20 protein-coding genes and 1 riboswitch are annotated in these 17,590 nt (G+C 71.1%); of the genes, 14 read left to right on the forward strand and 6 right to left on the reverse strand.

Annotated elements, in window-relative coordinates:
* The first annotated feature begins 6 nt into the window (after nucleotides 1–6).
* The 3 genes from Vlu01_RS07445 to Vlu01_RS07455 are packed head-to-tail and all read left to right on the forward strand — an operon-like array spanning nucleotide 7 to nucleotide 2,823.
* Complete coding sequence (locus Vlu01_RS07445) at nucleotides 7–729, forward strand: hypothetical protein (protein WP_203995794.1); 723 nt, start codon at nucleotides 7–9, stop codon at nucleotides 727–729.
* Between the two features lies 1 nt (nucleotide 730).
* Nucleotides 731–2,461 (forward strand): AbeC-like domain-containing protein, encoded by a 1,731-nt coding sequence (locus Vlu01_RS07450; RefSeq protein ID WP_203995803.1) that lies wholly within the window; start codon nucleotides 731–733, stop codon nucleotides 2,459–2,461.
* Entirely contained in the window at nucleotides 2,458–2,823 is a 366-nt protein-coding gene (locus Vlu01_RS07455; RefSeq protein ID WP_203995805.1) for a hypothetical protein, read from the forward strand. Before Vlu01_RS07450 ends, Vlu01_RS07455 begins: the two co-directional genes overlap by 4 nt.
* Before the next feature lie 2 nt (nucleotides 2,824–2,825).
* Here Vlu01_RS07455 and Vlu01_RS07460 read toward each other — a convergent pair whose 3' ends face one another.
* Nucleotides 2,826–3,605 carry a lysophospholipid acyltransferase family protein gene (locus Vlu01_RS07460; RefSeq protein WP_203995807.1) on the reverse strand — a complete coding sequence of 260 codons (780 nt, stop codon included), beginning with the start codon at nucleotides 3,603–3,605 and terminating at the stop codon, nucleotides 2,826–2,828.
* A gap of 176 nt (nucleotides 3,606–3,781) precedes the next feature.
* Between Vlu01_RS07460 and Vlu01_RS07465 the strand changes: the two genes are divergently transcribed.
* From Vlu01_RS07465 to Vlu01_RS07480, 4 genes are read left to right on the forward strand one after another with little or no spacing between them, the layout of a single operon-like run.
* Nucleotides 3,782–5,197, forward strand: a complete 1,416-nt coding sequence (locus Vlu01_RS07465; protein ID WP_203995809.1) for a cytochrome ubiquinol oxidase subunit I — start codon at nucleotides 3,782–3,784, stop codon at nucleotides 5,195–5,197.
* Between the two features lie 15 nt (nucleotides 5,198–5,212).
* Nucleotides 5,213–6,211 carry a cytochrome d ubiquinol oxidase subunit II gene (gene cydB, locus Vlu01_RS07470; RefSeq protein WP_203995811.1) on the forward strand — a complete coding sequence of 333 codons (999 nt, stop codon included), beginning with the start codon at nucleotides 5,213–5,215 and terminating at the stop codon, nucleotides 6,209–6,211.
* Between the two features lie 52 nt (nucleotides 6,212–6,263).
* On the forward strand, nucleotides 6,264–6,731 hold the full coding sequence (locus tag Vlu01_RS07475) for an OsmC family protein (RefSeq protein WP_203995813.1): 468 nt from the start codon (nucleotides 6,264–6,266) through the stop codon (nucleotides 6,729–6,731).
* A 53-nt stretch (nucleotides 6,732–6,784) separates the two neighbouring features.
* Nucleotides 6,785–7,951 carry a GNAT family N-acetyltransferase gene (locus Vlu01_RS07480; protein ID WP_203995815.1) on the forward strand — a complete coding sequence of 389 codons (1,167 nt, stop codon included), beginning with the start codon at nucleotides 6,785–6,787 and terminating at the stop codon, nucleotides 7,949–7,951.
* A gap of 50 nt (nucleotides 7,952–8,001) precedes the next feature.
* Here the strand turns inward: Vlu01_RS07480 and Vlu01_RS07485 are convergent, their stop codons facing one another.
* Both Vlu01_RS07485 and Vlu01_RS07490 read right to left on the reverse strand, forming a co-directional pair.
* Complete coding sequence (locus Vlu01_RS07485) at nucleotides 8,002–8,700, reverse strand: hypothetical protein (protein ID WP_203995817.1); 699 nt, start codon at nucleotides 8,698–8,700, stop codon at nucleotides 8,002–8,004.
* A gap of 72 nt (nucleotides 8,701–8,772) precedes the next feature.
* On the reverse strand, nucleotides 8,773–9,015 hold the full coding sequence (locus Vlu01_RS07490; protein ID WP_239095762.1) for a redoxin domain-containing protein: 243 nt from the start codon (nucleotides 9,013–9,015) through the stop codon (nucleotides 8,773–8,775).
* Nucleotides 9,016–9,138: 123 nt separating this feature from the next.
* Here Vlu01_RS07490 and Vlu01_RS07495 point away from each other — a divergent pair, with 123 nt between their 5' ends.
* On the forward strand, nucleotides 9,139–9,867 hold the full coding sequence (locus Vlu01_RS07495) for an SDR family oxidoreductase (protein ID WP_203995818.1): 729 nt from the start codon (nucleotides 9,139–9,141) through the stop codon (nucleotides 9,865–9,867).
* Nucleotides 9,868–10,033: 166 nt separating this feature from the next.
* Nucleotides 10,034–10,201 (forward strand): hypothetical protein, encoded by a 168-nt coding sequence (locus Vlu01_RS07500; protein WP_203995819.1) that lies wholly within the window; start codon nucleotides 10,034–10,036, stop codon nucleotides 10,199–10,201.
* 153 nt (nucleotides 10,202–10,354) lie between these two features.
* Here the strand turns inward: Vlu01_RS07500 and Vlu01_RS07505 are convergent, their stop codons facing one another.
* Nucleotides 10,355–10,915 (reverse strand): cysteine hydrolase family protein, encoded by a 561-nt coding sequence (locus Vlu01_RS07505; protein WP_203995820.1) that lies wholly within the window; start codon nucleotides 10,913–10,915, stop codon nucleotides 10,355–10,357.
* Between the two features lie 114 nt (nucleotides 10,916–11,029).
* On the opposite strand from Vlu01_RS07505, the gene Vlu01_RS07510 reads away from it, so the two are divergent.
* Nucleotides 11,030–12,028 (forward strand): tyrosine-type recombinase/integrase, encoded by a 999-nt coding sequence (locus Vlu01_RS07510; RefSeq protein WP_203995822.1) that lies wholly within the window; start codon nucleotides 11,030–11,032, stop codon nucleotides 12,026–12,028.
* A 34-nt stretch (nucleotides 12,029–12,062) separates the two neighbouring features.
* Nucleotides 12,063–12,146, forward strand: a riboswitch (ZMP/ZTP riboswitch).
* Nucleotides 12,147–12,161: 15 nt separating this feature from the next.
* Entirely contained in the window at nucleotides 12,162–13,049 is an 888-nt protein-coding gene (locus Vlu01_RS07515) for a bifunctional 5,10-methylenetetrahydrofolate dehydrogenase/5,10-methenyltetrahydrofolate cyclohydrolase (protein ID WP_203995823.1), read from the forward strand.
* Here Vlu01_RS07515 and Vlu01_RS07520 read toward each other — a convergent pair.
* Nucleotides 13,020–13,895, reverse strand: a complete 876-nt coding sequence (locus Vlu01_RS07520) for a winged helix-turn-helix transcriptional regulator (protein WP_203995824.1) — start codon at nucleotides 13,893–13,895, stop codon at nucleotides 13,020–13,022. The genes Vlu01_RS07515 and Vlu01_RS07520 overlap by 30 nt on opposite strands.
* Before the next feature lie 98 nt (nucleotides 13,896–13,993).
* On the opposite strand from Vlu01_RS07520, the gene Vlu01_RS07525 reads away from it, so the two are divergent.
* From Vlu01_RS07525 to Vlu01_RS07535, 3 genes are read left to right on the forward strand one after another with little or no spacing between them, the layout of a single operon-like run.
* Complete coding sequence (locus tag Vlu01_RS07525) at nucleotides 13,994–14,791, forward strand: ABC transporter permease (protein ID WP_239095763.1); 798 nt, start codon at nucleotides 13,994–13,996, stop codon at nucleotides 14,789–14,791.
* Nucleotides 14,788–15,786, forward strand: a complete 999-nt coding sequence (locus Vlu01_RS07530) for an ABC transporter ATP-binding protein (protein ID WP_203995827.1) — start codon at nucleotides 14,788–14,790, stop codon at nucleotides 15,784–15,786. The genes Vlu01_RS07525 and Vlu01_RS07530 overlap by 4 nt, the downstream gene beginning before the upstream one ends.
* The gene (locus Vlu01_RS07535) at nucleotides 15,783–16,604 is read left to right on the forward strand and encodes an ABC transporter permease (RefSeq protein ID WP_203995829.1); all 822 of its coding nucleotides are present in this window, start codon (nucleotides 15,783–15,785) and stop codon (nucleotides 16,602–16,604) included. The genes Vlu01_RS07530 and Vlu01_RS07535 overlap by 4 nt, the downstream gene beginning before the upstream one ends.
* A 166-nt stretch (nucleotides 16,605–16,770) precedes the next feature.
* Here the strand turns inward: Vlu01_RS07535 and Vlu01_RS07540 are convergent, their stop codons facing one another.
* Nucleotides 16,771–17,550, reverse strand: a complete 780-nt coding sequence (locus tag Vlu01_RS07540) for an endonuclease/exonuclease/phosphatase family protein (protein WP_203995837.1) — start codon at nucleotides 17,548–17,550, stop codon at nucleotides 16,771–16,773.
* Nucleotides 17,551–17,590: the final 40 nt, after the last annotated feature.

Below are 17,590 nucleotides of genomic sequence, written 5' to 3' on the forward strand. Positions count from 1 at the left end.
AGTGGCATGTCCTGTCCGGCCGCCACCGGCGACACTGTCGCTGTGATGGTGTGGACGGATCCTGCACGGCGGCGCACCGAGAAGCTCCCACCGCCCGCGGCGCTGATCTCCCGTCCGGTGCACCCGCTACCGGCGCGCGTCACGGCGCCGACCCGCACGGCGCCCCGCACGGCGACCCGGAGCGTCCCGAGCGGCTTCGTCACGGTCCTGTTCACGACGCTGACCGTCGGCAGCCCCTGGGGATTCGAGACGCTCCACGAGTTGAGTGGGGCGCTGCCCCACACCGACAACCCGGTCGGGATCGCCACCGCCATGCTCGACGCGATGCTGCTGGGCCTGTCGTGGCTGCGTTGGGGCAACCTGGGCACCACGGAGCTGCCCTCCACCTACCTGCTGGCCCAGAACATCCAGGTGGCGCTGTTCCTGTTGATCCTGCTGGTGCTGCTGCGCCGGCTGGCCGCCGGGGTCGCCCCGCCGCAGGCGTACCGGTTCCTCGGCGCGCTCGGCGCCACCGTCGTGGCGGCGGCACTGGCCATGATCGGCGGCGCCGTCGCGCACATGGCCGTCGACACCGGCGTCTACGTCGGTTCGGCGATGCGCGGGGAACTGCTCACCGAACTGGCCCGGGCCCTGCTGTGCGGTCTCGTGGTGGGTCTGCTGCTGGCCGTGGTGTCGATCCAACGGTCCCGGTGGCGACCGGCCTTCCCCGGCCTGGAAGAAGGAAACTGACATGGTGATCCGGCAGGCCACCGGCGCGGATCCGACGGACGTCACCAGCGAGGCCACCCGATATCTGTGTGTGGCGGCGCACACCGATGACACGTTCGTCGAGTCGGCCCTGGCCGAGGTCTTCGACGACGAGTTGCGGGCGGTGGCGCCCTCGGTCGGCTTCGACCTGACCACCGTGCTGCGGCACTGCCTCGACGCCCGCCAACGACGCATCCGTCGGGACATCGGCCTGGTGATCGCCGGGAGCCTGGCGTTGCTGCTGGCGCCGCTGTGGACGCTGCTGGTCGCGGCGGTGCTGGCGATGGGCATGTCACTGTCCCGGATCAACCGGCACGGCCCGCTCGGTCCGCTCGGCCCACTCGGTCCGCTCGCACCGGTCCTGGCACTGGTGGCGGTCACCGTGGCGTCGCTGTGGCTGTTGACCCCGTTCACCCGGGTCGACACCCACGAGGACAGCCCGCTCAGCTGGATCTTCGGTATGCCATGGCTGGCGTTGCTGGCCGGGATGATCGCGTACCTGATCCTCGTGATGCACCTGCTGGGCACCCGGCAGCTACTGGTGCAGCGGCTCCGTCGCGGACACTTCCGGCCCACGGCGGCAGAGACCGACCCGGTGCCGCAGCGCTACGCCGCTCGCCTGGCGATGCTCGACACGGCCCAGCACGGCAACGTGACGATCTACAGCGGCTACACCCCGTTCGTCGGACACGGCGCCCCGGTGGCCGGCTGGTCGTTCGCCCTGCCGATCCAGCGCGCCGAGCAGCGCCTCATCGAGTCGTCGACCAGCGTCGCCGAAGACGACGCGGACCCCACCGTACGGTTCGCCGTGGTGGATCTGATCGACCACGTGCGGCAGCGGCTGGCGGCGATCCGCCTCGACCCGGCCGGCGATGCCGAGCTGAATCCGGAACGGCTCGCCGGGCTGGTGCTGGAGGATCGCGTCTTCGTCCACGGCGGCCTGCTGACCGACGATCCGCAGTTGCTGCCCGACCGCGGTCGGATGCCCCGGCAGAGTTGGTCCGACGAGCGGTTGCGGACGGTCGCCAGCCGGCCGCAGGGCGCCGCCCGGCACTACCTGTGCGCCCTGGTGCCGTCCTGGGGCGGCGAGGTGGTGGCCTGCACGTTCCTGCACTTCTCCACCGATGGCCGGGTGCTGTACCTGGAGTGCGCCCGGACCCTGCTGGAGCCGCCCCGCATCGAGTATCACGACGTCGACAGACTGACCGAGTGGATCCCGGTACGCCAGTTCGTCCAGTTGTTCACCGCCGCCGCCGAGCAGTTGACGCGTACCGCCTTCGGCGCGCCGACGCGGCTGGTACGCGACGGGGCCCGGGTGCTGCGTCACCGGATCCGGCAGGCGCGGTCACGCCGGATGGCCCGTGAGGATCTCGGCTACGACTACGGTGCGCGGGCCGGGGTGCGGGAGATGGCCACCGGGACCACCTACCACAACTACTTCCAGGTGCTCGACGCCGCGAAGCACCTGAAAGTCGTCGAGCGTCACGTGTTGGCGGGCATCGTCGACTTCCTGGAGGACAGGGGAGTGGACACCGCCGAGTTCCGCACCCGGCAAACCATGATCCTGAACCAGGGTGTGATCCAGACCGGTGGCCTCAGCGTCGTCGGTAACCAGGCGGTGGGTACCGGCGCGCGGGCCGAGCAGCAGAGCACCACCGAGCCGCCGACGCCGCAGGGCACGAGCCGCCGACCCGACGCCGGGAGGCCGTCGTGACCACGTCCGACAACTCGATCAACTTCGGGGTTCAGCAGTCCGGTGGGGTGAGCCAGGTCGGCAACCAGGCGGTGGGGCCGGGGGCACACGCGGTCGGTGGGTCGCTGTGGGCCACGGCGCCGGGGGTGGACGTGCCGGCCCTGGTCGCCCAGTTGGTGCAGACCCTCGACCGGCACCGCGACGAACTGCCGGAGCAGGCGCGGGCGGTGGCCGCCGAACTGCGCGCCCACCTGGCTCAGCCGGACCCGCACCCGGCCCGGGTGACGGCGCTGTTGCAGCGGCTGGCGGCGCTGGCGGCACCCGTGGCACCGGTGGCCTCGGCCGTGACCGAGGTACTGCGGGCGGTGCAGCAGGCGACCTGAGCTCAGCCGGCGGCCCGGTGGCGCCGGTGTGCGCGGCTGGTGTCGACCGGCCGGCCGGGGTCGACGTGGCGGGGCCGGTCCGGTTCGTCCGGGCGCAGTGGGGCCAGGGTGTCGGTGAGCGCGTCGATGATCCGGTCGGTGGCCCGCCGGGCCGCGCCGGGTGCGGCGTGGGTCAGGTCGTCCAGTTCCACCGGGTCACCGAAGTGCACCCGCACGGTGGGTCGGCGCACCAGCGCCCGGGCGATGCCGCGCAGCATTCCCTTGGGCGCGCGGTAGGGCAGCACCTCGTGCGATCCCCACTGGGCCACCGGGATGACGGGTGCGCCACTGGCCAGGGCCAGCCGGGCGGCGCCGGTCTTGCCGCGTTCGGGCCAGATGCCCGGGTCGAGGCCGATGCGCCCCTCCGGGTACACCAGGATCGGTGCGCCGGCGGCGACCGCGGTGGCGGCGGCGTCCAGGGCCCGGTGCACGCCGTTGGTGCCCCGGTCGACGCGGATGTGCCCGGCGCTGCGCATCGCGGCGCCGATCAGCGGGGCACGGAACAGTCCGCCGGTGGCCATGATCCTGGGCGCCAGCCGGCGGGCCCGGCAGGCCGCGGCGAGCACGATCGGGTCGAACGGGCTGATGTGGTTGGCGGCCAGGATCAGCGGCCCGCCACGCAGCCGGGCCGGGATGTCGCCGGTGACCTCCAGCCGGGCCAGCATCCCGACGACGACACGGGCCAGCAGCAGCGCCGCGCGCCAGATCAGTGGCGGACGCCAGGGGGAGTGGGCTGCTTCCATCAGCGGGACATGGTCGCACGACCGGCGCGGGCCGGGGCGGCCAGGGCGGGCCGCACGGTAGAGGTGAGCAGGGTCATCGGTTCCGGTCCGATGCCTGCCACCCACCCTCACCAACCCACTTACGACGCCCTGTAGTATTTACTACGTCTCGTAGTAAGAATGGCTGGGGGTTGCAGGTGGACGCGTTGGACGTCGCCCGCTGGCAGTTCGGTGTCACCACCGTCTACCACTTTCTCTTCGTACCGCTGACCATCGGCCTGTCCGTCCTGGTCGCCATCCTTCAGACACTCTGGCACCGCACCGGGGACGAGAAGTACCTCAAGCTCACCAGGTTCTACGGCAAGCTCTTCCTGATCAACTTCGCCATGGGCGTGGTCACCGGCATCGTGCAGGAATTCCAGTTCGGCATGAACTGGAGCGACTACTCCCGCTTCGTCGGCGACATCTTCGGCGCCCCCCTGGCCATCGAGGCCCTGGTCGCCTTCTTCCTCGAATCCACCTTCATCGGCCTGTGGATCTTCGGATGGGACCGCCTGCCCGCCCGCCTGCACCTGGCCACCATCTGGGCCGCCGCCATCGGCACCAACCTCTCGGCGTACTTCATCCTCGCCGCGAACTCGTTCATGCAGAACCCGGTCGGCTACCGCTACAACCCGGACACCGGCCGGGCCGAACTGACCGACTTCGTCGCCGTGCTCACCAACAAGGTCGCCCTGATCACCTTCCCGCACACCATCGCCGGCGCCTTCCTGGTCGCCGGCTCGCTGCTGGTGGCCGTCGCCCTGTGGCACCTGATCCGCAACCGCGACAGCACCGACACCCCCGCCTACCGCTTCGCGGCGCGCTTCGGCGCCTGGGTCACCCTGATCGCCGCCGGAGCCGTCGTCATCACCGGCGACATCCAAGGCAAAATCATGACCGAGGTGCAGCCCATGAAGATGGCCGCCGCCGAGGGCCTCTACCAGACCGAGAGCCCCGCCCCCTTCTCCGTCCTCACCATCGGCAGCCTCGACGGCAGCCGCGAACTGTTCGCCCTCAAGATCCCCTACCTGCTGTCCTACCTGGGCACCGGCGACCCCAACGGCACTGTGCACGGCATCAACGACCTCCAGGCCCTCTACAGCGCCCAGTACGGCCCCGGCAGCTACACCCCGATCATCCCGGTCACCTACTGGAGCTTCCGCTTCATGATCGGATTCGGGCTCGCCGCCGCCGCCATCGCCCTGCTCGTCCTCTGGACCCAACGCAAGGGCCGCGCCATCCCCGACAACCGATGGCTGCTGCGCGCCGGCCTGGCCATGCCCATCCTGCCGCTGCTGGCCAACTCCTTCGGCTGGATCTTCACCGAGATGGGCCGCCAACCCTGGATCGTCTTCGGCGAGATGCTCACCCGCGACGGCGTGTCCCGCAGCGTCTCCCTCACCGAAGTCCTCACCAGCTTCACCGCCTTCACCCTCATCTACGCCGTCCTCGCCGTCATCGAGGTGAAACTGCTGATCCGCTACGCCAAGGCCGGCGTACCCGACGTCACCCCACCACCCGAACCCGACGACACCGACGACGCCGAGCGCCCGCTCGCCTTCGCCTACTGACCTGCGGAGCCCGCCGTGGAACTGACCACCATCTGGTTTCTCCTCGTCGCCGTGCTGTTCACCGGCTACTTCATCCTCGAAGGCTTCGACTTCGGCGTCGGCATGCTGCTGCCCGTACTCGGCCGCGACGACAAGGAACGCCGCGTCATGATCAACACCATCGGGCCGGTCTGGGACGGCAACGAGGTCTGGCTGATCACCGCCGGCGGCGCCATGTTCGCCGCCTTCCCCGAGTGGTACGCCACCCTCTTCTCCGGCTTCTACCTGCCCCTGCTGCTCATCCTGCTGGCCCTGATCGCCCGAGGCGTCGCCTTCGAATACCGCCACAAGCGACCCGAGGCAACCTGGAAACGCCGCTGGGACAACGCCATCGTCATCGGCTCACTCGTCCCAGCCATCCTGTGGGGCGTCGCCTTCGCCAACATCCTGCGCGGCGTACCCCTGGACGCCGACCACGAGTACGTCGGCGGACTACTCAACCTGCTCAACCCGTACGCCCTGCTCGGTGGCGCGACCACCGCGACACTGTTCGCCACCCACGGCGCCGTCTTCATCGCCCTCAAGACCATCGGCGACATCCGCGACCGCGCCGCCGCGCTCGCCGTGCGCCTGGGCATCGCCGCGACAGTCCTCACGGTGACCTTCCTGAGCTGGACGCTGACCATCCGCTCCAGCACCGCCGCAGTCGTGCTCGCCGCCGCCGCCGCGCTCGCCCTGCTCGGCGGTCTCGCCGCCGCCACGGTACGCCGCGAAGGCTGGGCGTTCACCGGCACCGCCACCGCGATCGGCCTGGCCGTCGCCACCCTGTTCACCGCCCTCTTCCCGAACGTGCTGCCCTCCACACTGGACCCGGCCGGCACGCTCACCGCCACCAACGCCGCCTCCACCCCCTACACCCTCACGATCATGACGTGGGTGGCGGTCTTCTTCACCCCGATCGTGCTGGCCTACCAAGGCTGGACGTACTGGGTGTTCCGCAAGCGCATCGGCGTCGCCCACATCCCGCAACACTGACGGACGTAACATCGTCCACAGCACGCCGTCACCGCGACCGGAAAGACCGACCATGGCCCGCGCGCACCACTACGCCACCACCGTCACCTGGACCGGCAACCTCGGCACCGGCACCAGCGGCTACCGCGACTACCGACGCGAACACGAGGTCACCACCGACGGCCGGGCGCCCATCGCCGGCAGCTCCGACCCCACCTTCCGGGGCGATCCGACCCGCTGGAACCCGGAACAACTCCTGCTGGCCTCGCTGTCCCAGTGCCACATGCTCGCCTACCTGCACCTGTGCGCCGACAAAGGCGTCGTCGTGACCGACTACGTCGACCACGCCACCGCCACCATGACCACCGACAACACCGGAAACGGGCGCTTCACCGAGGTGACGCTGCGCCCCCGGGTCACCGTCACCGACCCCGCCACCGCCGACCTGGCCACCGCCCTGCACGACGAAGCCCACCACACCTGCTTCATCGCCAACTCGGTCAACTTCCCGGTCCGCCACGACCCCGTCACCACCACCTGACCCGCACGATCAAACTCGGTGGACAGCAGCACCACGACCGCTATCGTCGACCGGTGCCCGACGTGCGTGAGCTCACCCCCGACGATCTGGACGACGCCTGGCAGCTCAGCCGGCTGGCCTTCGGCTACGACCCGCAGCCACCCCCACCACCGCCCACCGCCGGCCGCACCAGCTACGGCGCGTTCGACCCGGCCGGGCAGCTCATCGGAAAGGCCGTCGACCTGCACGACGAGCAGTGGTGGAGCGGACACGTGGTACCCGCCGCCGACGTCGCCGGTGTCGTCGTCGCGGCCGAGGCACGCGGCACCGGAGTGGCCCGCGCCCTGCTGACCACACTGCTGCGCGGCGCCCACGACCGAGGCGCCGCGGTCAGCGCCTTGTTCCCCACCACCGCCGCCCCCTACCGTGCCTGCGGCTGGGAGGTCTGCGGTCAGCTGCGCACCCTCGACCTGCCCACCGAGGCCCTACCCCGGCACCGGCGCGACCCTCGACTGACCGTCCGCGCCGGCACCGTCGCCGACCTGCCCGCCACCGTCGAGCTGTACCGACGCGTCGCCCACCACCGCAACGGCCTGCTCACCCGCACCCACCGCCGGTTCACCACCACCGACGACCTGCCGTACGACGGACTCACCCTCGTCGAACACGACAGCCGCCTGGTCGGCTACGCCGGCTGGAACCGGGGCAGCGGCTACGGCCCCGACGCAGTGCTCACCGTCGAGGACATCCTCGCCACCACCACCGAGGCCGCCCGCGCTCTGGTCGACGTGCTCGCCCACTGGAACAGCGTCACCCCGACACTGCGACTGACCCTGCTACCCGACGACGCCGTCAGCGCCCACCTGCCACTGGAACGCGCCCGCGAACACGAACGCGACGCCTGGATGCACCGACCCGTCGACATCGTCCGCGCCGTGCAGGCCCGGGGCTGGCCCGCCCACACCCGTGGCCAGGTCACCTTCGCGCTCACCGACGAACTCGCCGACTGGAACACCGGCACCTGGCACCTCACCGTCGCCGACGGCCAGGCCGAACTGCGCCGCAGCACCGCCGAGGCCCACCTGCACCTGACCGTACGCGGCTTCGCCCGCCTCTACACCGGCACCGCCACCGCCCGAGCCCTCGCCGAAACCGGTCTGCTCCACCACAGCACACCCGACCCGAGCGCCCTGGACCTGCTCGCCGCCGGACCCACCGCCCACCTCGTCGACTACTTCTGACCGGTGGCCCGGCCACGACGGCTGTCCGCGCGGCCGGGCCACGCGCCGGCTCAGCCCGCCTCGCGCAACTCCGCCAGCCGGGCCTCGATCTCCGCCAGCTCCGCCCGCAACTTCTCCGCCTGCCGCTCCGCCTCGGACCGCTCCGCGGCCAGGATCTGCTCCACCGCCTCCTGCACCCCCGGCACATCCACCAGCGCCACCATCCGCAGCGCCTCCGCCGGCTTGAGCACGTACGGCTTGGCCAGCACCTTGCCACCCTGCTGCGCAGCCACCGTCCACTCACCGTCGGCGTAGGCCAACGTGACCGTCAACCCCGCCGGCCCCTTCGGCTTCGCCGCCTTCACCGCCCGCCGAGCCGGCCTGGCCTCCGTCTTCGGCTCCACCGTCTCCACCTTCGACTCCTCCCGACGCGGCTGCTCCTGCGGCACCCGGTCCAACACGAACTCCGGCGTCGCCACCGCCGGCTCGGCCGGCGTCGACTCCACCTTCGGCTCCGCCGGCCGACGACCCGCGCCCTTGGGCGCCAACGCCACGTCAGCGGGGGAGAAGGGCAACTCGTCACGCCCGAACCGCACCACCACGAACTCGTCGGAGGCCACCGGATCGGCCAACTCCACCACCTGACCCAACTGCCCGGCGATCTGACCAGCCGCCGCCGTGAACACCACCTTCGGTTTACGCCCCGCGGCCAACGCCTCCCGGATGCCGCGCACCTCGTCCTCGGACAATCCCTGACCAGCGGCACCCATCGCCCAACCTCATTCCTCGTACACGTGTTCAGCCGCCTGCCTTGATACCAGCCGCCAGCGACAACCCGAAGATCAGCCCCCCAACGCCCGCAACGCCCGATCGGCATGCTCGTTCATGCTCAACTCACTGTGCACCACCTCGACGACCCGCCGATCGACCCCGATCACGAACGTCATCCGCCGCGTACTCAACGCCCCCAACGGCAGCCGCCGCCGCACACCGAACCGCTGCGCCACCACACCATCCGCATCAGACAGCAACGGGTAGTCGAAGCCGTGCAACCGGGAGAACTCCGCGCGCTCCTCCCTCGACACCGTCGCCGGCGAGCGTATGCCACGCCCGGTCACCGACCGTGTCCTCGCCCACACTCGGCTACCGGCGTCGGCGACCACACCGGTAACGTCGCCGCCACCAACTCGGGGCAGGGGAGAAGGCCAATGGCACCGGTCACCGTCATCACCGGCGGCGGACGCGGCATCGGCGCGGCCACCGCGCGGCGGCTGGCCCGCGCAGGCCACGACCTCGCCCTCGGCTACCGCCGCGACCACGCCGCCGCCGACGCCGTCGTGGCCGACCTACGCGCCACCGGCGTACGCGCCATCGCCGTACCCGCCGACACCCGCGAACCAGACCAGGTCGCCACCCTGTTCGACGCCGCCGCCGAACTCGGCACCATCACCGGCCTGGTCAACAACGCCGGCATCACCAGCCCGATCGGCCCGATCACCGAGCTGCGTCTGGACGACCTGCGCGACGTCGTCGACGTCAACCTGATCGGTCACGTGCTCTGCGCACAGCAGGCCGCCCGCCGGATGGCGTCCGGCGGCGCCATCGTCAACATCTCCTCGGTCGCCGCCACCCTCGGCAGCCCCGGCGAGTACGTCCACTACGCCGCCGTCAAAGCGGGCACCGACGCGCTCACCGTCGGCCTGGCCAAGGAACTGGCCCCGCGTGGCATCCGGGTCAACGCGGTGGCCCCGGGCATCATCCGCACCGACATCCACGCCCTGTCCGGGCAGCCGGACCGGCCCGAGCAGGCCGCCGGCCGCATCCCGCTGGGTCGCCCCGGCGAACCCGACGAGGTCGCCGCCGCCATCGCCTGGCTGCTGAGCCCCGACGCCTCCTACACCACCGGCGCCGTCCTGCGCGTCGGCGGGGGACTCTGACCCGCCACAACCCCCACTCGCACCACCGGCTCTGCCACCCGGCAGCCTGAACCGCCACCGCCGGCTGCGTCGCGGGAATGCACCCCGGTCGGGCGGGTAGGCACCCGCACGCCGCCCACCCTGCTCGAGGCGCGAACGGCGGCTGCTCGACGGAGGAGGGGTAGACATGCAGGCCAGCTACGACTCGGTGGATGATCTGGCCGCGGCGCTACGCCGGGCCGCGTCCGCGCACGACCGTCACGAGAAGGAACTCGGGCACCCCGACCCGGACTGGCCGGACTGGTACGCCCGACACATGGTGAACGAGCGCGCCGGCCAGGAACGTCTCCGCTGACCTGAGCTGACCGCGAGCGCAGCGCGGGCCGCCACCGGCTGCTCCTGAGCCGTCCGACTCCCCATGCGCTGATTCGATAATGCACATTATGTAAAGTTGAGTGGGTGGGCCCTGCCCCTACCGCGTCGGTGGTCCTGCTCCCGAGGTCGATTGTCAGGCGGTCGAGTTGAAGCTGACCTCGTCGGTGTCGACGGTCCCGGCCCGGCGGCCGGGCGCACTCTGGAAACTCCAGTAGAGATTGGTGTGGGCGACGACCTGCTCCGGCGGCGGCGCGCCGTAGGCGGTCAGATCCTCCGTGGTGTGCGCGTCGCCGACCAACGTCGCGTCGTACCCGCGGACGAATGCCCCATGCAGGGTCGACCGAATGCACACGTCGGTCTGCGCGCCGGTGACGACCAGCCGGCCCACGCCACGCTCGGCGAGCACCGCCTCCAGGTCGGTGTCCTCGAACGAGTCTCCGTAGCGCTTGTGCACCAGCGGCTCCGTGTCCTCACGAACCAACTCGGACACGTACTGCCAGGCCTCACTGCCCTGCGCGAGACCCTCGCCGGAGTGCTGCACCCAGACGACCGGAGCGCCCTCGGCGCGGGCCTGGCCCAGCAGCTTGTTGATGTTGGCGATGACGTCGTCCTGGTTGTGGGCGCCCGCCACCACCCCGTTCTGCACGTCGATGATGAGCAGGGCCGTGTTCGGCCGGTCGGGCAGGGTTGTCACAGGTCGCCTCCGGGTGCTGGCGGGTTGGGTAACCGCACCGTAGACCTGACCGCCGACAGAACTACTCCCCCCGCCGTGACGCGCGGAACGCGAAAATCATGCATAATATCCCTTATGCATGACAAAAAGGGCGAATCGGTAGTCGTACTGATCGAGGAGTTCCTGACCGCCCGGGCGACCCGCAAGCCCTCCCCCCACACCCAGGCGGCCTACCGTCGGGATCTGACCGCCGTCGCCGCGCTCGCCGCCGAGCTGTCCACCCCTCCCCTCCCCCTCGCCGAGCTGCCGGTCGACGCGCTCTCCCCCAGGCTGATGCGGGCCGCCTTCGCCCGTTTCGCCGCCGGCCGGGCGGCCAGCTCGGTCGGTCGGGCCTGGTCCACCTGGAACGGTTTCTTCTCCTTCCTGGTCGCCGAGCAGGTGGTGCCCGGCAATCCGATGCCGGCCGTGGGGCGTCCCCGCACTCCCCTGCCGATACCCAAGCCGCTGCGTGGTGAGGACACGCCGGAGCGGCTGCTCGCCTCGGCCGCGCGGGGCGAAGGGCGGCAGCGGGATCCGTGGCCGGAGCGGGACGTGGCGGTGTTGGCGTTGGCCCTGTGCGCGGGGCTGCGCCTGTCGGAGTTGCTGGCGTTGCGGGTCGGTTCGCTCGGTGGCCGGCCCGGTGAGCGGCGGCTGGAGGTGTCCGGTAAGGGTGGGCGTCCCCGGGTCCTGCCGGTCGAGCCGGATCTCGACGCGGTGCTGGCGGGCTATCTGGACAGCCGGGTCCGCCGTTTCGGCGCGCGTACCGTGCGGCCGGTGTCGCCGTTGCTGGTGGACCGTCGCGGTGAGCCGCTGCGGCGGGGTGGCCTCCAGTATCTGGTGGAGTCCTGCTACCGGCGGGCCGGGATCGGTGACCGGGTGCCGCGTGGGGCGCGGTTGCACGCGCTGCGGCACACGTTCGCCACCCGGTTGGCCGAGGACGGCGCCGGGGCGGCGGAGATCATGCGGTTGTTGGGGCACGCGTCGTTGGCGTCGTCGCAGACCTACATCGAGGTGACGTCGGGGCAACAACGCGAGGCGGTGCGGGCCAACCGTACGAACCGGGTGTTGGCCGGGCTGCTGGCGGCGCGCGACTGATCCGGTGGTGGCACACGTCGGTGGTGTGGCAGGGTGGCGGTGACGCGACTGGCGGCATCGGGGATGGGATCGACCATCGGGAAGCTCGTCGTGGGGGCCGTCCGCCTGGGCCCGCCACGGGCGAGGTGATGCCATGTCGACGACGGTGACGGGCGCGCAGTTGCTGCCGGGTGCGCCGGTGGCGGAGGCGGTTCTGGCCGAGGTGGCCGAGGGTGTGGCGCGGTTGCGGACGGCGGGGGTGACTCCGACGTTGGCGACGGTGCTGGTGGGTGACGACGAGGCCAGTGCCGGTTACATCCGGATCAAGCAGCGGCAGGCGGCGGCGCTGGGTTTCGCGTCGCCGCATGTGCGGTTGTCGGGGTCGGCGTCGCAGGCCGATGTCCACGCGGTGCTGGGCGATTTCAATGCCGATCCGGGGGTGCACGGGGTGTTGTTGCAGTATCCGGTGCCGGAGGGGTTGGACTACGACCGGGCGTTGCAGGCTCTCGACCCGGATTCGGATGTGGACGGGATGCATCCGGTGAACATGGGGCGGTTGGCGTTGGGGTTGCCGGGGCCGGTGCCGTGTACGCCGGCGGCGATCGAGGCGTTGTTGGCGTTTCACGGGGTGCCGGTGGCCGGTCGTGAGGTGGTGATCCTGGGTCGTGGGGCGACCTTGGGGCGGCCGTTGGCGATGCTGTTGGCGCAGAAGCGGTCGACGGCGAACGCGGCGGTGACGGTGGTGCACACCGGGGTGGCGGACTGGCCGCGGTATACGCGTCGGGCGGAGATTCTGGTGGCGGCGGCCGGGGTGCCGGGGATCGTGCGGCCGGAGCATGTGCGTCCGGGTGCGGTGGTGGTCGGTGGTGGGGTGCGGTACGCGGGGCGTCGGTTGCTGCCGGATGTGGATGAGTCGTGTGCGCGGGTGGCGGGGGCGATCACGCCGAGGGTCGGTGGGGTGGGTCCGGTGACGGTGGCGATGTTGTTCCGCAATGCGTTGCGGGCGGCGTGGTCAGCGGCGGGTCTGGCGGGCCAGTCGTAGGGCGTCGGTGACGGCGGTGGGGATGTCGGTGACCGGGTAGATCGCGGCGGTGATCGTCCGGGTGTGGTCGACGACGAGGATGAGGCGTTTGAGGCGGGTCTGCTGGCCGGCGCGGAAGGTGGGCAGGCGCAGCGCGGCGGTCAGCCGCAGGTCGGTGTCGGAGAGCAGGCCGAACGGGATGGCTTCGGTGGCGGCGAAGGTGGCCTGTTCGTCGGGGCGTTGGGTGCTGATGCCGTGGATGGTGGCGTCGGCGGCGGTGAAGTCGTCCCACTGTTGGCGGAAGAGGCGGTTTTCCAGGGTGCAGCCGGCGGCGCCGGGGATGTCTGTCCAGTGTGGCGGCGAGGGGGTGAGGATGCCGGTGCCGGGATAGGTGAACAGCACGGTGGTGCGGGTGATGGCGATCGGGTCGGTGGGAGTGCGGTCGGTGGCGGTGAGGGTGATGTCGGTCGGCACCCGGGTGCCGACGAGGGTCTGGATGCGGGTGGCCTCGGCCCCGTCGGGGCTGGTGGTGGCGGTGAGGTTGCCATCGCCGAGCACCCAGCGGTCGGCCCAGTCCTGCATGGCGACGAGGGTGGGTAGCAGCGCGCGGCCACGGTCGGTGAGTACGTATTCGTGGCGGGGTGGGTGTTGTTGGTAGGGGCGGCGGGTGAGGACGTCGTGGTCGACCAGGTCGTGCAGGCGTTGGGTGAGCACTTTGCGGGAGACGCCGAGTTCGGTGACGAGGGCGTCGAAGCGGTGGTGGCCGCGGGCGATCTCGCGTAGGACGAGCAGGTTCCACCAGTCGCCGAGCACGGCGGCGGCCTGGGCGATGCCGCAGGTGTCGTCGGTGCGGCGGCGGTTGGTCATGGTCGGATCCTGCCTCAGTGGTGGGCGGGGGGTGTACGGGGCCACACCTTCATAGTAAGTTCCCTTTGGGAACTCACTGGGGGTGTGACGTGTCGGTCATGGGGGCCACCTTCGTGCGCAACTGGCGCATCACGCTGCGCGCGTACCCGTGGACGTACTTCGTCGGCACCCTGGCCACCGGTGTGCTCACCATCGGGGTGTCGCTGTTGGCGTACCGGGCCATCGGGGGCGGTCGCGTCGGGGCCAGCTTCACGGCGGCCACCGGCAGCGCCGACTACCTCGGCTACGTCACCGTCGGCGCCGCCGCGCTGACCTTCGTCACCCGCATGGTGCTGTGGGTGGCGAAGGCGCAGATCACCGAGTACCGCGAGGGCACTCTGGAGAGCCAGTTGCTCACTCCGGCGCGGCGCCTGCCGTACCTGGTGGGGGTGACCGCGCAGGCGTTGAGCACCACCGCGGTGGAGGTGACGGTGCTGGTCGCCGTGGCCAGCGCGCTGGGGGTGCGGCTGAGTGTGCCCGATCCGCTGGTGTTGCTGGCCGCGATGGTGGCGGCGACCGTGGCGGTGGTCGGCATGTCGGTGCCGTTGAGTGCGCTCATGTTGGCCGCTGGTGAGGCGCACATCACCCAGAACACCCTGTTCACCGCGATGGCGCTGCTGTGCGGGTTCACCTTCCCCACCAGTTATCTGCCGGCGGCGGCCCGATGGCTCGGGGAGGCGCTGCCGGTCACCTGGGCGCTGCGGGTGCTGCGGGCGGCCACCCTGCCCGGTGCCGACGTCGATCCCTGGCCCGCCTTCGCCGTCTGTCTCGTGCTGGGCGGGGCGTACCTGCTGGTGGGACTGTCCATTCTGCCGCCCGCCGAGCGGCGGGCCCTGCATCGGAGCGCGCGCGCATGAGCACTGGCATCGTCACCACCGACCTGCGTAAGACCTTCCCGGCGCGGCGCTGGCAGGGCTGGCGTCGCCGGCACGTCGCGCCGGTGGCGGCGGTCGACGGGCTTTCGTTGCGGGTCCCGCCCGGTCAGGTGACCGGCCTGCTGGGGCTCAACGGTGCCGGTAAGACCACCACCATCCGGATCCTGTCCACTCTGCTGCGGCCCACCGGCGGCACCGTGACCGTGGACGGATTGGACGTGGTCGATCACGCGCGTGAGGTGCGCCGACGAATCAACGTGATCTCCGGTGGTGAGCGGATGGTGTACGACCGGCTGACCGCCCGGGAGAACCTGTGGTATTTCGGTCAGTTGTACGACGTGCCGCGTGCCCGGCTGCGTACCCGTGTCGGTGAGCTGCTCGACCTGGTGGGGCTGACCGAGGCGGCGCAGCTGCCGGTGGAGCGGTACTCGCGGGGCATGCGTCAGCGGCTGGTCATCGCCCGGGGTCTGATCAACGATCCGGCGTACCTGCTGCTGGACGAACCGACCCTGGGTCTGGACGCGCCGATCGCCCACCAGTTGCGGGCGTTGATCGCCCAACTGGCCGCCGACGGGGTCGGGGTGCTGCTGACCTCTCACTACCTCGCCGAGGTGGAACAGCTGTGTCGGCACGTGTATCTCATCGCCCGAGGGTCACTGGTGGCCCAGGGCAGTCCGGCGCAGTTGGCGGGCCAGACGGTGCGCCGGCACACCGTACGGCTCGTGCTGAGCGTGGCCGACCCGGCGGTCACGGCTGCGCTGCGTGCGCTGGCCGCGCGGCACGACGCGGAGCTGATCGTCGACGTGGACGACGGGGGGCGGCCACGGTTCGCGCTGCGTCACCCGGAGGATCTGGTGGGGGTGGTGGTCACGGCGGTGGTCCAGCGGGGCGCGACGATCGTCGGGTTGACGGTCACCCCACCGACTCTGGAGGACGCGATCCTCACCTTGACCGATCCGGCGGTGATGGCGCGGTGAGTCACGCTCTGCGGGTCGTCGCGGCCGAGGCGCTCAAGCAGCACCGGCGGCTGTTCGGGCAGCCGCTGGTGTTGTTCTCCATGCTGCTGTGGCCGCTGCTCACCCTGGCCGCCACCTACTACACGGTGCTGCCGGTGATGGAGTCCGCGACGGCGTCGCAGCGGTGGCCGGTGGCGGCCGATCCGCGTCGGTTGTTGGCGTTTCTCGCCGCTGGGGCGCTGGCGTACACGTTCTTCTTCTCTCTGGTGCAGTCGGCCTGGCATTTTTCGTTCGAGCGGGTGAGCGGCACCCTGGAGGCGTTGTTCCTCTCCCCCGCCAACCGGATGGCGTTGGTGATCGGTAATGGTGCTGCGGCACTGACGCAGAACGCCTGGTTGTTCGGCTGCTTCGCGGTGGCCGCGGCGACCGCCGCCGACGTGTTGGACGTCGCCCATCCCGGCATGTACGTGGTGGCGGCGTTGGCGCTGGTGGTGCCCGCGGTGGCCTGGGGCGCGTTCCTCAACAGCCTGTTGATCTTTTCTCGGGATTCGGCGTTCCTGTACACGCTGCTGGACGATCCGCTGTGGTTCGTCGCCGGGGTGCGGCTGCCCCTGTTCGCCCTACCAGTGTGGATCAAGGCGGTTGGGGTGGCTTTTCCGCTGACCAGCAGTTTGGTGGTGCTGCGTGGGGCGCTGCTTGATCGCGCGGACCTCGGCGACCTGGCGGGTGCGCTGGGGTGGCTGGTGGTGCTGACCGTCGGGTTGTTCCTGGCGGCCTCGGCGCTGCTGCGCCTGGGTGAGGCACGGGTTCAGCGCACCGGCAATCTTCAGGTGTTCTAGTGCGGTGGCCAGAAGCGTTCACCGGGCCGCACCGGGCCCAGCCGACGACCGGCGGCGTTGGAATCGGGCCTGGATACAACACCGGTATCCAGGCCCGATTCCGCCTTGCCGGATCGCCGCCTGGACCTCGCCGCGACACCGCCAACGTTCCTGGACACCGCACTAGCTAGCCGAGGTCGACGACCAGGGGCCGGTGGTCGGAGATGGTCGAGCGTGGGGTGTGCACGTCGGTGACCGTGGGTAGCTGGTCGAGGCCGTGCCGGTCGGCGAGGATGTGGTCGAGTTGGACGCGGGGCTGGGCGGCCGGGTAGGTCGGTCGGCGGGCCAGCAGGTGCCAGCCGGAGACGGCGCGGGTGGCCCAGGCCGGCAGGTTCAGGTCGCCGAGCAGGATGCGGGGGGCGGGCAGGGCGCGTAGGGCGCGGATGACCTGGCGCAGTTGGCGGACGTTCCAGCCGGCGACGAAGGACAGGTGGGTGGCGGCGACGGTGAGCCGGCCGTGCGGGGTGTCCAGCACGGCGGCGAGGACGACCCGGGGTTCGTCGCGGAGCAGGATGAGGCCACCGCCGGGGCCGGGCACGTAGACCGGGGAGCGTACCGGGGCGGGGTGTAGTCGGGTGACGCGCCAGCTGACGACCGGGTGGCGGGAGATCAGGCCGACGCCGTAGCAGGGTTCGCCGTGGCCGTCGTCGTCGTGGGTGAGGGGGCGGAACGCCTCGCCGGGGGTGCCGACGACGGCGGCGGCGAAGCGGTGCTCGGGTGCGCCGAGGGCCTGGGCGGCGATGGCGGTGAGGTCGAGGTTGCCGCTGCGGGACTGGTCGCGGTCGACCTCTTGCAGGGCCAGGATGTCGGCGTCGAGGGTGGCGACGGCGGCGGTCAGCCGGGCCGGATCGACCAGGCCGTCGGTGAGGGATCGGCCGTGCAGCAGGTTGAACGTGGCCAGGCGCACGCTGTCACCATAGCGACGGCGTGGGACAGTTGCCCGATGC

It is taken from the genome of Micromonospora lutea (genome assembly GCF_016863535.1).
Classification (GTDB): domain Bacteria; phylum Actinomycetota; class Actinomycetes; order Mycobacteriales; family Micromonosporaceae; genus Micromonospora; species Micromonospora lutea.